Annotated in this window: 10 protein-coding genes; 6 read left to right on the top strand and 4 right to left on the bottom strand. The window is 70.3% G+C overall.

All coding sequences use genetic code 11. From position 1 onward, the window contains the following. Positions 1–239 precede the first annotated feature (239 nt). The gene (locus ACFYU9_RS25640; RefSeq protein WP_389346147.1) at positions 240–1,208 is read right to left on the bottom strand and encodes a LuxR C-terminal-related transcriptional regulator; all 969 of its coding nucleotides are present in this window, start codon (positions 1,206–1,208) and stop codon (positions 240–242) included. A gap of 289 nt (positions 1,209–1,497) precedes the next feature. Here ACFYU9_RS25640 and ACFYU9_RS25635 point away from each other — a divergent pair, with 289 nt between their 5' ends. After that, the gene (locus tag ACFYU9_RS25635) at positions 1,498–1,767 is read left to right on the top strand and encodes a hypothetical protein (protein WP_389346146.1); all 270 of its coding nucleotides are present in this window, start codon (positions 1,498–1,500) and stop codon (positions 1,765–1,767) included. Positions 1,768–2,082: 315 nt separating this feature from the next. Then, positions 2,083–5,787: a S8 family serine peptidase gene (locus ACFYU9_RS25630; RefSeq protein ID WP_389346145.1), complete on the top strand. Its 3,705-nt coding sequence runs from the start codon at positions 2,083–2,085 to the stop codon at positions 5,785–5,787. 488 nt (positions 5,788–6,275) lie between these two features. Here the strand turns inward: ACFYU9_RS25630 and ACFYU9_RS25625 are convergent, their stop codons facing one another. After that, on the bottom strand, positions 6,276–7,670 hold the full coding sequence (locus ACFYU9_RS25625; protein ID WP_389346144.1) for an NAD(P)/FAD-dependent oxidoreductase: 1,395 nt from the start codon (positions 7,668–7,670) through the stop codon (positions 6,276–6,278). A gap of 396 nt (positions 7,671–8,066) precedes the next feature. Between ACFYU9_RS25625 and ACFYU9_RS25620 the strand changes: the two genes are divergently transcribed. Continuing rightward, on the top strand, positions 8,067–9,260 hold the full coding sequence (locus tag ACFYU9_RS25620; RefSeq protein WP_389346143.1) for a glutamate--cysteine ligase: 1,194 nt from the start codon (positions 8,067–8,069) through the stop codon (positions 9,258–9,260). Here the strand turns inward: ACFYU9_RS25620 and ACFYU9_RS25615 are convergent. Then, on the bottom strand, positions 9,218–9,544 hold the full coding sequence (locus ACFYU9_RS25615; RefSeq protein ID WP_389346142.1) for a tyrosine-type recombinase/integrase: 327 nt from the start codon (positions 9,542–9,544) through the stop codon (positions 9,218–9,220). The genes ACFYU9_RS25620 and ACFYU9_RS25615 overlap by 43 nt on opposite strands. 338 nt (positions 9,545–9,882) lie before the next feature. On the opposite strand from ACFYU9_RS25615, the gene ACFYU9_RS25610 reads away from it, so the two are divergent. Continuing rightward, the gene (locus ACFYU9_RS25610; protein WP_389346141.1) at positions 9,883–10,854 is read left to right on the top strand and encodes a beta-propeller fold lactonase family protein; all 972 of its coding nucleotides are present in this window, start codon (positions 9,883–9,885) and stop codon (positions 10,852–10,854) included. 376 nt (positions 10,855–11,230) lie between these two features. Further along, on the top strand, positions 11,231–11,431 hold the full coding sequence (locus tag ACFYU9_RS25605; RefSeq protein ID WP_389212130.1) for a hypothetical protein: 201 nt from the start codon (positions 11,231–11,233) through the stop codon (positions 11,429–11,431). A 170-nt stretch (positions 11,432–11,601) separates the two neighbouring features. Here ACFYU9_RS25605 and ACFYU9_RS25600 read toward each other — a convergent pair whose 3' ends face one another. Next, the gene (locus ACFYU9_RS25600) at positions 11,602–12,771 is read right to left on the bottom strand and encodes a GDSL-type esterase/lipase family protein (RefSeq protein ID WP_389346140.1); all 1,170 of its coding nucleotides are present in this window, start codon (positions 12,769–12,771) and stop codon (positions 11,602–11,604) included. 366 nt (positions 12,772–13,137) lie between these two features. Here ACFYU9_RS25600 and ACFYU9_RS25595 point away from each other — a divergent pair, with 366 nt between their 5' ends. Beyond that, positions 13,138–14,430, top strand: a complete 1,293-nt coding sequence (locus tag ACFYU9_RS25595; protein WP_389346139.1) for a tetratricopeptide repeat protein — start codon at positions 13,138–13,140, stop codon at positions 14,428–14,430. The last annotated feature ends 71 nt before the right edge of the window (positions 14,431–14,501 follow it).

Raw genomic sequence — 14,501 nt, 5'->3', positions numbered from 1 at the left:
CGCCCCGACGGGTCGGGCTTCCCGGCTGCGGTGTCTCGCAGCCGGGAAGCCCGACCCTTCCACACCGTCGGTCAGGCGTCAGTTCTGTCGCCCCTGTGCGCCATGGCGCCGAACTGCGCCCCTGAGCCGCGGCGGGCAAAGAAGTTCCCGGCCCGCATCGACCGAGGCCGGGTCTTCATCGGACAGCACGTCCCGTTCCCAGACCGCGCGACCGACCTGGAGTGGGTGACGTCCGCCCTTCAGAGCCAGCCGCGGCGGCTTGCCTGGACGCCGAGCTGGAAGCGCGTCCGTGCGCCCAGCACCTCCTGGAGACGGGTGATACGGCGGCCCACGGTGCGTTCGCTGACGCCGAGTTCGCGCGCGATCGACTCGTCGGTCAGGCCGCCGCTGAGGTAGGTGAGCAACTGCCGGGTCTCGGCGGTGGGGGCGGTGCCGGTGTCGTCCGCCGTCTCGAAGACGGTCGGCAGCGGGACGGCGATCTGCCAGAACGACTCGAACACACCGATCAGTGCGTCGAGGAGGTCCGATCGCCGCACGAGGATGTGGTGGCGACGGTCCCAGTCGCGCGCGGGCGGACACACGAGGGCGAAGCGGTCGTCACAGATACCCATGTTGAGCGGGACACCGGGTAAGGCGCGCGCTCGCTCACCGAGGTCGATGGAGGCTCGCAGGGCCTCCCGGCCGGGTGCGTCGCTCAGCACGTGGGACCCGTAGACGACCGAGCACGTGACGCCGCGTGCCAGTGCCTCCCGAAAGCCGGGGGCCAGCATGTTCGGTCGAGCCGATCGGCCGGTGTAGCCGATGGTCAGGGCGCGGATCCGGTCGTCGGCCTCGTCGTAGAGCCGTCGGCCGAGTGCCTGGCGGCCCGCCTCCGTCCGGACGATGTCGATGTAGTTGGCCCCTTCGGCGTGGTGGTCGCGCCAGAAGCGGGACAGCTTCTCGACGCCCTCGCGCAGCGCGGCGAGTTCCTTGGTGCGGGCCTCCACCACGGTGTCGAGCGCGGCCCGCGGGGAGCGGGCGACGAGCCGTGCGCCATCAGATTCCACCAGGCCGATGCGGGTCAGTTCACCGACCACCGTGTTCATGGCGTGCGAGGTCACGCGCAGGCCGCTCGCCAGTTCGGCCGGGGTCGTCGGGCCGCGCTCGACGAGGGCGAAATAGGCGTCCTCGGCCGTCGCACTGACACCTATACCACTGGTCGAATACATATGCGAATTATCGCACGTCGGATGCCTGGTGAGACGAGTGCCGTCGGGCATGGCGCACTGCTCATGTCTCAGCAGGTCAGGTATGCGGAGTCCGGCGGACTCCCAGGGTATGCGGCTTGCCGCCTTCCCGTCATGCACTCCGAGCTCGCCCACTCCGAGAAGGGCGCCCCGTATCCGAAAGGCATCTCCGACCCCATCGTCATGAGCGACGGCGTCCTGCAGGGCATGGAGGCCGTGGGCCTCGGTGCCACCGCTCCGCGTGCCATCCTCGCCCACGAGTTCAGCCACCGTGCAGTACGAGAACAACCTCTTCGACACCACGCTGCCCCGGCCCGAAGCCACCCACCGCACCGAGCGGATGGCGCACGCGTTCGGCACGTACTACCTCACGCGTTCCCGCGGCGAGGCCCTCAACACCCAGCGGGTGCTGGACTCCGCCACCTCCTTCTACGAAGTTGGCCAGGGACGCGACGAACTGAGGACGTCACCCCAGGTGCGCGGCCGTCCCACGGCCGCGCACAAAGCCGTACCGGCAAGGTCCACGACACGGGAGGATTGAGCTTCCGACGCCCGACGACGGGGATGGTCCGTGACATGAAGGGCGTCCGAGCTGAAGCTCTGTCGGGTTCCTGCCATGCCGGATTCGGACAGCACCGGCGTCTTCCTCCGGGCAGTGATCTCCGCTGATCCTGGTCCGGCACTGCGGACCGCAACTTCTGCCCCAGCAGGATGACAGGCGCGCTGTCTTCTGGGCGTGAAAGGGAGTCAAGGGGAGCACGTGAACAACCCAAGAGGAACCAGATACAGACGACTTGCGGCGACGGCGGTGGTATTGGCCGCTGTCGCCACGCTGCCCGGACTGGCGGGTGCCGCGGTGGCTTCGGAGCGGTACACGGGCCTGCTGCCGCCGGCTGCCTCTGCCGATGGGGCCGTCACGTCCCGGGTCACCCTGGTCACCGGCGACACCGTCGATGTCGTCAAGGACGCACAGGGCAGGCAGTCGGTGCACATCGCCGACGCCGGAGGCGTGCACAAGGGCTTCCAGACGGTGTCCGGCCCGGACGGGGACATGTATGTGCTCCCCGAGGGCGCGTTGGACGCCATCGCCTCCGAGGCCGTCGACCGCGAGCTGTTCAATGTCACCCGACTCATCAGGGACGGCTACGCCGACTCCCGCAGTGACAGCCTGCCGGTGATCGTCGGCTACGCGGACAAGCCGTCGGACGCTACGCTCAAGGCGCGCGTCGACGCGTTGCCCGCCGCCGACCGCGGTGCGCTGCTGGAGACCGTCGACATGGCGGGCGTGAAGGTCGACAAGAAGAACGCCGGACAGTTCTGGCGGTCCGTCAAGCCAGTCTCCGAACCGCCCCGGCACGGCAGGACGGTCACCGCCCCGAGCGGGTCGAAGGTCTCCCACCTCTGGTACGACGGGAAGGTCAAGGCCGCCCTCGACAAGAGCGTGCCGCAGATCGGCGCCCCCGAGGTCTGGGCGAAGGGCGTGGACGGCAAGGGCGTCAAGGTCGCCGTCCTCGACACCGGAGTGGACCTGAACAACGCCGACGTCAAGGACCGAGTGACAGCCACTCGGAGCTTCGTGCCCGGCGCCGCCACGGTCCAGGACGGAAACGGTCACGGCACCCATGTCGCCTCCACCATCGCGGGCAGCGGCGCCAACTCGGACGGCAAGTACAAGGGGGTGGCCCCCGGCGCCGACCTCCTGGTGGGCAAAGTGCTCAACGACGGCGGCAACGCCCTGAGCTCGTGGATCATCGACGGCATGGAGTGGGCCGCGGCCCAGGGCGCCGACATCGTGAGCATGAGCCTCGGCGGCAGCGCGAGCACCCCCAGTGACCCGAAGACACAGGTGGTGGACCGACTGTCGGCGACCACCGGCACGCTGTTCGTCATCTCCGCCGGCAACTCGGGCCCCGGCGCGACCACCGTCACCAGCCCCGGCACCGCCGACTTCGCGCTCACCGTCGGCGCGGTCGACAAGTCCGACGCCCTCGCAGGATTCTCCAGCCGCGGCCCCCGTGTCGGCGACAGCGCGATCAAGCCCGAGATCACCGCGCCCGGCGTCGACATCGTCGCGGCCCGCGCCGCCGGCACCTCCCTGGGCACACCCGTCGACGCCAACTACACCTCGCTCAACGGCACGTCGATGGCGGCTCCACATGTCGCGGGCGCCGCGGCCCTACTGGCCCAGCGCCACCCGGACTGGACCGGCCAGCGCATCAAGGCGGCACTCACCACGCACGCCAAGCCCAGCAGCGCCTACTCCGTCTACCAGCAGGGCAACGGCCGCGTCGATGTCCCCGCCGCACTCGACCCGGCGCTGGAGCTGTCCGGCACGGCCGACTTCGGGCTGATCACGTGGCACCCGGGGACGTACGAGAAACAGACCCGTACCCTCACCGTCACCAACACCACGGACACTGCCACCACCGTGACCCCCACACTCGGCGGGAACATCCCGCAGGGCGCAGTCACCGTCCCGGGGCCGGTCGAGGTGGCCGCGGGCGCCAGCGCCCAGATCACCGTCACCCTCGACCCTAACCTCGCCGCGACCGGCCCGGCCGGCGGCACCCTCACCCTGACCAGCTCGTCGGGCGCCACGGCGCACACTGCCGTCGGCCTGGACAAGGAGCGCGAACACCACACGCTCACCGTCCACTTCAAGGACCGCAACGGCCGGACACCGAGCACTTTCGACTACACCCTCGCGGGGATCGGCACCGGCACCTCCAAGACAGGGACCGGCTACACAGGGGAACTCGAACTGCGCCTGCCCGCGGACCATTACAGCATGATGGGACGGGTGTCCACCCAGCTCGGCAGGGACACGGCCGAGGCCCTCGATCTCTACGCTCTCCCGACGATCGACCTCACCTCCCGTGACGCCGAGCTGACCGTCGACGGCACCACGGCCACCGACTTCAAGCTGGACGTGCGCGACGAGGAGCGGCCCCTGGAGACCGGGGAATACAGGTACACCCTCGTCCGCGTGGGGCAGAAGGGAAGGGTGATACAGCGCTACGGCTTCGCGAAGGTGGTCCGCAGCCGACAGCACGCAGGCGCCATCCCGATCGAGGCACCGAAGAAGGGTGACGGCGAGCTGTGGTCCTCGTTCTCCCAGTCACGCCGCGAGCCACTGATCCGCGCATCGGTGACCCGGCCGGACTCGTACGCACTGACGCCCATCACCACGGACTACGTCAAGCGGTTCGACGACCACAGCCACTATGACGCCGTGGACGTCGGAGCCGGGACCGAAGAGGACCTAGCGGGACGCGACCTCACGGACAAGGCGGCTCTCCTGCACCTCGACAGCTTCATCGGCAGCAACCCGGTGATCCAGCGCGTGGAGGCCGCCGGCGCCGCCGCGATCGTCCTCGTACCCACCGTCGACGAGACCCTCAGCGTGGACGTCGCCGGGGTCAACGTCCCCTACTTCGCCATCAATTACGACGAAGGCCGCAGGCTCACCGCGGATGTGACGGCCGGCCGGACCACGATCGACGTCCGGAGCGTCAAGGAGTCGCGCTACCAGTACACGGGCCGCTACGAGTGGAACACCGGCATCCCGGCGAACCTGTCGATCCCAAGCACGAAGGACGACTACGCCAGGGTCCGCAACTCCTTCCACAGCAACGGCACCGAAGAGACGACCTCCTACCTCGTGGACTCCTGGGGCCCGAGCCCCGCGTACTCCTTGGGATTGCTGCGGAATCTCCAGCTGGGCACCGAACGCGACGACTACATGCTGGCCCGTCCGGACGCCTTCTACCAGACCTCGGTCCGCTCCTCCCACTTCGGGCCCGTGGACATGGTCGAGTCGGCGCGCAGCTACCAGCCCGGAACCTCGGTCGCCGCGCACTGGTGGGCGCCCGTACAGCATCCGTCCGTCGATCCCGACTCCACCTGCTCGTTCTGCCGCTCCGACGTGGGCACTGCCTTCTCCCCGGGCTACGGGGGCGACAGCGACCCGACGCACTGGACCGAGTACGGTGTGGGCCGGACCTGGGCGTACTACCGCAACAGCGAGCAGATCACCGACACCTCCAGGCTCTTCGTGCCGGAGAAGGCCGACTACACCTTCGTCTCCACCACCACCCATTCCGACAAAACAGTGAAGCTCGGCGGCAAGGTCGTCACCGCGTACGGTTTCACCTCCACGGCGCCGAAAGCGCTGGACGCACCCGGCTGCACGTCGGTGCTGCCCCGGGCGACCGCCTGCGAGGTGCTGCCCGTCATCCAGCTCCACTACCGGATGAATGCCTCCCTGCTCAACGAGGTAGCCGCGGGCACCCCCTTCACGATCACCGTGGACGCCTCCCACGCCAAGGGCTTCACCGGCGACAGCCTGATGGCCGGGGCGAAGTTCTCCGTCAGCTACGACGACGGAGCCACCTGGAAGAGCGCGGACGTCGACCGGGTCGACGACAACTCGTTCAAGGCCCGGTTCACCAACGCTGAACTGGCCGACTCCAACGGCTATGTCAGCATCAAGGCCGAGGTCTGGGACAACGCGGGCAACCGCACGGTCCAGACCGTCACCCGCGCGTACGCGCTGAAGTAACGCGACCCGCCCACAGTGGGGGCGCCGCACGGGAACTCCCGTGCGGCGCCCCTCTCCGCTCCACCGCGCCGGCCTCGAAACAGTGACGCCACCGGAGGCCACCGCCCCAATCCTCGGAGACGGCAGCCCCTGGACAGCAGACTCCCCGTGGACGAACGCCCTGCGCGACCTGATCCAGCGCTACCTCGGCACCGAACGCCTCGCCGGCACCTCCGCAACGTCTCGGGCCGGGGCTCGCTGCGGATCGTGGGTCTGTTCGCGGTCGCGGTGTTCTTCTTCGGCTACTGGTTCCTGGTCGAAGCGCGCTCGAAGGCTCCGCTGATCGACCTGGCCATGATGCGCATCCCAGCCGTGTGGACCGCCAACCTGGTCGCGCTACTCCTCGGCATCGGGCTCGACTCATCCGTCGACCGGGCCACGGCCGACTGGGACCCCCGGTCAAGGCGTCGGTCCACAGCGTGGCGTGACGCCCTCGTGCCCGGCCCGGGTCAGCCGTCGGCCCTGCGCAGCCCCAGACGTGGTTCCAGCATCAGGCTGAGGCCGGCGACGGCCTGCCCGGGGCTCGTGGGCCACGGCGTCATCGCGCTCGCCCCGTGGCCTCCGAGCCCTACGCGGTCCCGGCCCGGGAGAGGTTCTCTCAGCGCGCCGAACAGCCGCGAGACCGCATCGCCCTGGGTGTCGTGGAGGTCTTCGACGCCGGTGACGATGTTCAAGAAGGACTCGTGGATCCGCAGCGGCTTCTGGTCGCGGTGGCTGAGCTGCTGGGCGCGGCGGAAGTGGGCGTCGCGACCCTGGTGGATATCGTAGAAGGCGCCGACGAGGATGAGCAGGCGTTCGTAGGCGTGCCGGTAGGCGCCCTGGTAGAAGTCGGCGGCTTCGGCCTCGGTCACGTCCTGGTGGAGGGCGGCGGCGATGGAGGCGGCGGCGAGCATGCCGCTGTGCATGGCGAGGTGGACCCCGGTGGAGAGCAGGGGGTCGAGGAAACAGGCCGCGTCGCCGGCGGAGAACCAGCCCGGTCCGCAGAAGCGGTCGGCCACGTACGAGTAGTCGCTCTCCACCCGCAGGCCGGTGACCTGTTTGGCGCCGGCCAGCAGGCGGGCGAGGGCGGGGGTGCGTTCCAGCCGGTCCGCGTAGAGCGCCTCGGTGCCACCCAGCGCCCGCCTGCCCTCGGCGAAGGAGCGCTTGTCGGTGACGAGACCGACGCTGAGGGTGCCGTCGTGCAGGGGAATGGCCCAGAACCAGCCGTGGTCGGGCAGGGAGTACAGCCGGATCGCGCCCTCGGGGGCGTCCCGAGCGGGCTTCGCGTCCCGCCAGTAGGCCCAGGCGGCGATGTTGCGGAAGGCGTCGTGGAACCGGCGTGTGCGCAACTGCCGGGCGGTCAGCAGCCCGGCGCGGCCGGAGGCGTCCACCAGGTACCGGAAGGAAATCGTCCCGTGACGGCCGTCCGCGGCGGACCTCGCGCGGCCTCCGTCGAACCGGACCGTCCGCAGGGCCGTCTCCTCGTAGACCCGTACGCCTTGGTCACGGGCGTGGTCGAGCAGCGCCTTGTCGAAGTCCGCTCGTACGACCTGGAAGCTGTACCGCGCGTCCGGGCCCAGCCCGTCGAAGCGCAGGGCCCATTCCTGGCCGCCCCAGTCGTAATACGCCCCGGTCTTGCGTACGAAACCGCACCGCTCGACGGCCTCCCGTGCGCCCAGCAGGTCCAACAGGGGCAGCAGGGAGGGCAGGAGCGACTCACCGATGTGATAGCGGGGGAAGCGATCCTTCTCCAGCAGGATGACGTCGAACCCCTGGCGGGCCAGCAGCGCGGCGGCCGTCGCGCCGGCCGGGCCGCCGCCGGCCACCAGGACTTCCGTCTCCATGACCGGGCGTTCGCTGTGCACGGCTGCCTCCTGCACTCAGGGGACTGCTTGGCTCCGGCCAGTGAACCGCGTGACGTCGCGCGCCGGAAGACCGCCTCCGAAGAATCGGTCCTGCGGTGAACCGGCGCCGCCACGCAGGTGACTCGGCCGCGCTGCTCCCGGCTCGGCGCGGCCACATCCGGTAGACCACCGGTGAAGCCCGTATGTACCGCCCTCCCGGGAGGCCTTCGTCACCGGGCTGAGCCGGTCGTCCGACCCGAAGCAGGTGTCCGCCGTGGTCCGCCCTTCCGTGGAATCCGACTTCACCCTCGCCGGCACGAAAGACCCCCAGGCGCCCGGCAACACGATCCTCGGCCACGTCTGAGCATGCCCGAACGTCATCTCCCCGACCATCACCGTCTGTGCCACGATGACCGCGTGACCCGCGAACCGTCGCCGCAGGCGTCCCCGGAGCACCTTCGTTCGGCCCCTGTGGTCGCAGCGTCCCCGGCGGGGCGGTTCAGGAGGCCGCTGACGGTCGGCGCCGAAGAGGAGTACCTCCTGGTCGACCGGGTGACCCGGGAGTTGCGGCCGGAGGCGCCAAAGGTGGTGGCCGAGGCCGCCACCGAACTCGGGGACCGGGTGACCACCGAGATCACGAGCTACCACGTGGAGGCGCGAACCGAGCCTCACTCCAGCCTCGACCAGTTCGCCGAACAGGTCCGGTCGATGCGGTCGGCCGTGGTGCGCGCCGCAGCCCGCCACGGCCTGGCCGTGATCTCCAGCGGCACACCGGTCCTCCCCCAGTCGCTGCCACCCCCGCTGACCGAAGGAGACCGGTACGCGCGGAGCGCGGCCGCCTTCGGTGCCCTGGACGACGAGCAGAGCATCTGCGCCTGCCACCTCCACGTGGGCGTCCCGGATCTGGAGACCGCGCTGCAGGTGAGTAATCACCTCCGGCACCGGCTCCCGGCGCTGATCGCCCTGGCGGCCAATTCGCCCTTCTGGCAGGGCCGGGACACCGGTTACGCGAGCTGGCGCACCATGGCCTGGGCCCGCTGGCCGGCCGCGGGCCCGCCGCCCTTCATCCGCTCGCCTGCCCATTTCGAGGGTCTCGTCGCCGATCTGACCGCAACCGGTGCGATCATGGACCGTGGCGGGCTGTACTGGGACATCCGGCCTTCCCACCACGCGCCCACCGTGGAGATCCGAGTCGCCGACGCCGGAGCCACCGCGCAGGACACTGTGCTGCTCGCCGCGGTCGTCAGGGCCTTGGTCGACACCGCCCTGACCGACATCGGAGCCGGCAGGCCCGCCTTCGAGCCATCCGCGGAGATCCTGCGCGCCGCCTGCTGGCGCGCCGCCCGTGACGGCCTGGCGGGTGAAGGCGTCGACCTCCGAACTCACCGTCTCGCCCCCGCAGCCTCCCTCGTGGAAGGGCTGCTGGCAGACCTTCGACCGTCCCTGCTGCGCCACGGCGACCTGGAAACCGTGACGGCGGGCTGGGCCACCTCGCGCACCGTCGGCGGCGGTGCCGACCGCCAACGGGCCGCTCACCGAGACCGCGGTGGCCTCACCACCGTCGTCGACTACCTGGCGAACGCCATGACCGCGACCGACAGCGACTTCTGATCGACCGGCGCCGCTCCACCCGAAGACGAACGTCTCGTCTCTCCGCCCTCAGTGCTGAGGATGGAAGGGAGGGCTCCGACCAAGCAGGAAGCGCTGCAAGTCGCAGTGGACACCATGCTGCTGGAGGCGCAGGGAGCGGAGCTCGCTGTGCTGCCCGGCGTCAGGTGCCGGTAGGTGCGGTAGGTCTCCTCGATGGACTTGTGGCCCATCCATTCCGCGACGTCGGTAATGGAAAGGCCGTTGCCGAGGGCTTTGGAGGCGAAGTAGTGCCGGAAGCCGTACATCCCCACCCCCCTCCTCCGGCGGGAGGTCCACGAAGAGCTTCCACTGCCGGCGGTGGCCGATCTGGTCAGACGGATGCGGGATGACCGCCCGGATTCGCCGGCGCCGGAGGTGGCTGCGGATGTCGCGGAAGGAGGACGCCCGGTCAGCCGGCACGGCGAGGGGCCGGGTTCGCGGCCCGGGTGAGGTTGCGCAGGGTCTGGGCGGTGTAAGCGGAGTCGTCGTGGGCCTCGATGGATGCCGTTCGGTCGGCCTGAGCGTGAGCCTCACGTAACTTTCCGCTCCGGAGGCCTAGCGTGGCCCCATGACGAGGAATCAGGACATGGGGCAGCGAGCGGCCGTGGTCCTCTGCGCGACAGCGGCGCTGATGGGACCGGGAAGCCTGGCCGGCGCATCCGCCTGGACGCTCCCGCGGCCCGATGCCCTCGTTTACATCGCCAACCTCGACTCCGACACGGTGTCGGTCGTCGACAGCGGCACCGACACGGTCGTGGGCAGTGTTCCCGTTGGTGACGGACCGGACAGCGTGGCCGTCAGCCCGGACGGCTCCCGCGTCTACGTCACCAATTCGGCTGCGGATACCGTATCGGTGATCGACGCCCGTACCAGGACGGTCATCGCCACCGTCGCTGTCGGGGACGAACCGAGCAGAGTGACGGTCTCTCCTGACAACCGGAACGTCTACGTCGCCAACGTCAGGTCGGACAACGTGTCGGTGATCAGCACCCGCACCCGCTCCGTGACGGACACCATCGCGGTGGGCGATGCCCCGCTGGGCGTGGCGGTGACACCCGACGGATGCACCCTGTACGTCGCCAACGCCGCGTCCGGCACCGTGTCAGTGGTCCGGACCGCCACCGGGACCGTCACCGGCACCGTCCCTGTCGGCAGCGGACCGACCGCCCTGGTGCTCACCCCCGACGGCCGGAACCTCTACGTCTCCAACCTGACCTCGGACGACGTGTCGGTGGTCGACGTTCACGACGGCGCGGAATCGGACCGCATCCCGGTCGGGGACCAGCCTGCTGGAATCGGGGTGGGACCGGATGGCCGCCAGGTCTACGTCGCCAACATCGGGTCCGACAACGTGTCCGTGATCAGCACCCGCGGCCGTGCGGTCACCGAGACCATCGCCGTGGGAGACGGTCCCAACGGCCTCGCTGTCAGCCCGGGAGGCTCCCAGGTGTACGTCAGCAACTTCAACTCGAACACACTCTCGGTCATCGACACGTCGACAGCCCGCGCAGTGGACACCGTGGCGGTGGGCGACGGGCCGACCGGCGTCGCGGCGGCACAAGAAAAGAAGGCCTGATCCGGGTCCGAACACCGCGCCAGTGCGGCTCGCCTGAGCACGTGCGCCCTCGCCGGCCAGGGCTCCCCATCATTGCGTCGTGAACGGTCAGGGCTTCGAGCTGATGTCGTCTGGCGTGGCTCTCGTGGGCGGGGGCTCTCGGCCACCCATGTCCGAGGGGTAGCCGACCGTTTCCAGGCGATGTCCTGCGTCTACCGATCGTGGCCCGGCAGCACGTGCAGAGTGATCGGAGGGCGACTTCGCCCTCATCGGGGCAGGGACGCTTGTTGCTGCCGGGCTCTGAACGACAGACGGTGCAATGACAGCCGTACTGCCCCGCGGCTTGGGGGTGAGCGGAGCTGGAGGAGCACGTTAAGGTGCGGCAGGGAGGTGGGGGATGGCCGACAAGAACGACTGGCGGAACAACCCGCATTGGCATGTCGTGATGCTTGTTCCGATGCTCATAGCTCTGATCGTTGAGGACGACACAATCATCCGGAGTCTCTTGGCATCGGGGCTCTTGTCGGGTGCCGTGCTCTACGGACGCGAGTGGATGAAGTGGAGCGGGCGAAAGGCCCTGCCCGGACGAGCCGACTAGGAACTGCCTGGGCGATCATCGATGAAAGCCCGCCATCGGACGATGGGCCTTCAGCTCAGTCCTGTCGGGTGGTGAACCGGTCCAGCAGCGCCTGCGGCGCCGACCCTGCCGCACAGGTGGACGGCGGAACGGCCCGTGAGCCGGCCCGCTGCTACAACCACGGCATGCGATCACTGCGTATGCGAGCGGGCGCCGAACGGGCCCTCGTCCGCGAAGGCGTGAGCGGCGAAGCGTTCGCCCATCCGGCGGTACGCGGCCGCGGAGGGGTGCAGCCCATCCGGAAGGTCTTCCACGTCGGCCGGACCGAGCAGTTCGCGTCCGTCGAGGTAGTGCAGGTGAGGATCGTGTGCTTGGCGGACCGCCACGATTCTCGCCAGCTCGGCACGGACCACCTGAAGCGACAACACCCCACGGGCCAGATCGGCCGGGTCGCCGAGCGCTGTGATCCTCCCGTCCCGGCCCACCGCGGTCGGGCCGGGATGCGCCTCGAGTGCCGGGCAGCTCACCGGTGAGATCACCAGCAGCGGGGTGTCCGGGTGCCCGTCGCGGATCGTGTCCAGGAATCCGTGTACGGCCGGGCCGAACGTCCGCAGTCGGAAGGTGCCCAGGCCAACGATGTTGATGCCGGTCTTGAGGCTGATCAGGTCGGCCGGCATGTCGCGGATCGTCCGGGCGACATAGGGGTCCAGCATATCGTTGCCCGGCTGGCTGAGATTGGTCACTTCCACGCCGCCGAGCGACGCCGCCACCACGGGCCAGGTGCCGGTGGGGCCGTCGGCTTCGAGGCAGTGGCTGATGGAGCTTCCGTGGTGCACCCAGACGGGCCGGCCGTCGGGCAGGGGCGCCAGGACCTCGCCGTCAGCGCGGAGCGCCACCAGTTCCGTGGGGGTCTGCTGGGGCAGCCACAGTTCGACGTTCTTCATGCCGGTCGCCAGCCCGGCGAAACGTACCGTTCCCGGCTTCCCCGGAACCAGTCGCTGCGGGGCCCCGGGGCCCGCCATCCGCACCACATGACCCAGCGGCGCACGCCGGCGCCCGACAAGAGCACCGCCCACCGTCAGTTCCAGCACCCCGGTCGGTCGAGGCCGGGGCTCGCTGTCGAGCTGCCCCGTGGAGGTGAGGATCTCGAACTCGAGCACCCGCGCATCGGTGCGGAACACCAGCCGCACCCCCGAAGGCATCACCGTTCCCCCGTAGACCGACGGGTCCTGGTACTGCTCCTTGGTCCATGCCGGCAGTCGGCGCGGCATCACCCCCGCCGGCGTCCTCTCCAGGTCGAGCGCACCCCGTACCTCCACCGGGCCGCCCACCAGCGGATACTCCCGCAACGTCACCGTCACCACTCCCCAGCTCTGGTCCGGCCGGCCGGGTGGCTGATCAGCCGGATCCGTCGGGCTTCCCTCAGAACCTACGGCACGCGGTGTGCCACCAGGGCTGCCGCACCGGGCCAGCCTGCCAGCCCAACCGGGCTGCCTCGGCTGCTGTGACTTCTCAACCGCCCTCACCGCGCGCCACCTGCCCGTACCCGGCCACAACCAGCCGACGGGTCCGTCTCGTTGAGGAACCTCCGTCGCCCTCGTAGCACTTGAGGATGACCCGCCGCCCCTACCGAGATGGACTTTCCCAGCGATCCGGAACCCGGCACCGCCGACACCGTCTTCACCCTCGCGTCGGCTTGATCGTCGAGCCGACCGGAGGAGGTTCTGATGGCAGGTCAGGTGCGTGAGGCGAGGCGGGCGAAGGCGTCCGCGCCGGAGTATCAGGGAGCGCTCGGCTCGCTGTCGGTGAACGCCTCGCTGCCCGAGGTGCTCGCCCGGGGCATCGAGGAACTCCAGGCGGCGGAACGGGCCGGGGACCTGCGGGAGGTGGCGCGGTGCGGGTTGGCCGTGGCGGAGGCGTGCCGCCGGCTCGGGCGGATCGCGGAGGCCGACCGGGCGTGGAAGGCGAGCTATCGGGCGGCGCGTTCGGCCGGTCACGAGGGTGCGATGGCCTGGGCGCTGTGGAGCGGCGGCACACTGGCCCGGCAGCGCGGTGCGTTCCCGCTGGCGTACCGGCTCCTGCGGCTCGCGGCCGAGGCGGGCGAGCGGGGCGGAGACGTCGTCGTGCGGGGCTACTCGCTGGCGGGGCTCGCCGAGACCGGGCGCATTCAGGGCGACTACGAGGCCGTGGGCCGGCTGCACGAGCAGCTGCTCGCCGAGGCCCGCCGCCGCGGCGAGGCCCGCCACACGGTGTGGGCGCTGGAGGGCATCGCGCAGATGCACCGCAACACGGGCTCGTACGACAAGGCCCTGGCCCTGTTCGAGGAGGCGGCCGAGACGGCGTCGCGCGCCGAGGACCGGCGCGGCTGGGCGTGGGCCCTGCGGGGCATCGCGGACGTGGTGTCCGTACGCGACGGTGACGTGGACCGCGCCCTGTCGCTGCTGTCGCAGGCGGAGGAGGCCTGCCGGGAGATACGCCTGTCCAGCGCGCTCGCGTACAACCACAAGATGCGGGGCAACGTCCTGTACCGGGCCGGCCGTTACGAGCAGGCCCGCGAGCTGTACGCGCAGGCGCTGGAGGAATTCCGCGAGATGGAGGAGCCGCGCGGTACGGCGCTGTCGAGGCTGGGCCTGGTCAAGGCCGACGCCCGCCTGGGCCGTGAGGCCGCGCACACCGCCACGGAGCTGGCCGAGCTGCGCTCGACCCTGGATCGCATCGGACTGCGGCACGCGCGGGACATGGTGGACAAGGCCGCGGCCGAGCTCGGGGTCGGGCCGCTGCCTGATCATGCCGGTGAGGGACCGGGGGCGGCGGAGCCGGTACGGCCGGCGGTCGGGAGGCAGGCCGTACGAGCGGCGGAGCCGGTGCTGCCGACAGCCGGGGTGGAGGCCCTGCGGGCGGCGGACGTGGAGGGGCTGCGCGTGGCGGACGTGGGGGCCCCGCGTGTGGCGGACGTGGAGGGGCTGCGCGTGCCGGACGTGGAGGCCTCGCGCGTGGCGGACGTGGAGGGGATGCGATGAACGCCCTGCCGAAGCCGTCGGCGCCTGCCCGTGCACGCGCAGGCACACCTGCCGGGTCATCCACCGCCGGT

This window comes from Streptomyces sp. NPDC004327, from assembly GCF_042873935.1.
Classification (GTDB): Bacteria; Actinomycetota; Actinomycetes; order Streptomycetales; family Streptomycetaceae; genus Streptomyces.
Note: the sequence above shows the minus strand (reverse complement) of the source record. Positions and strands in the feature narration are given on the sequence as shown.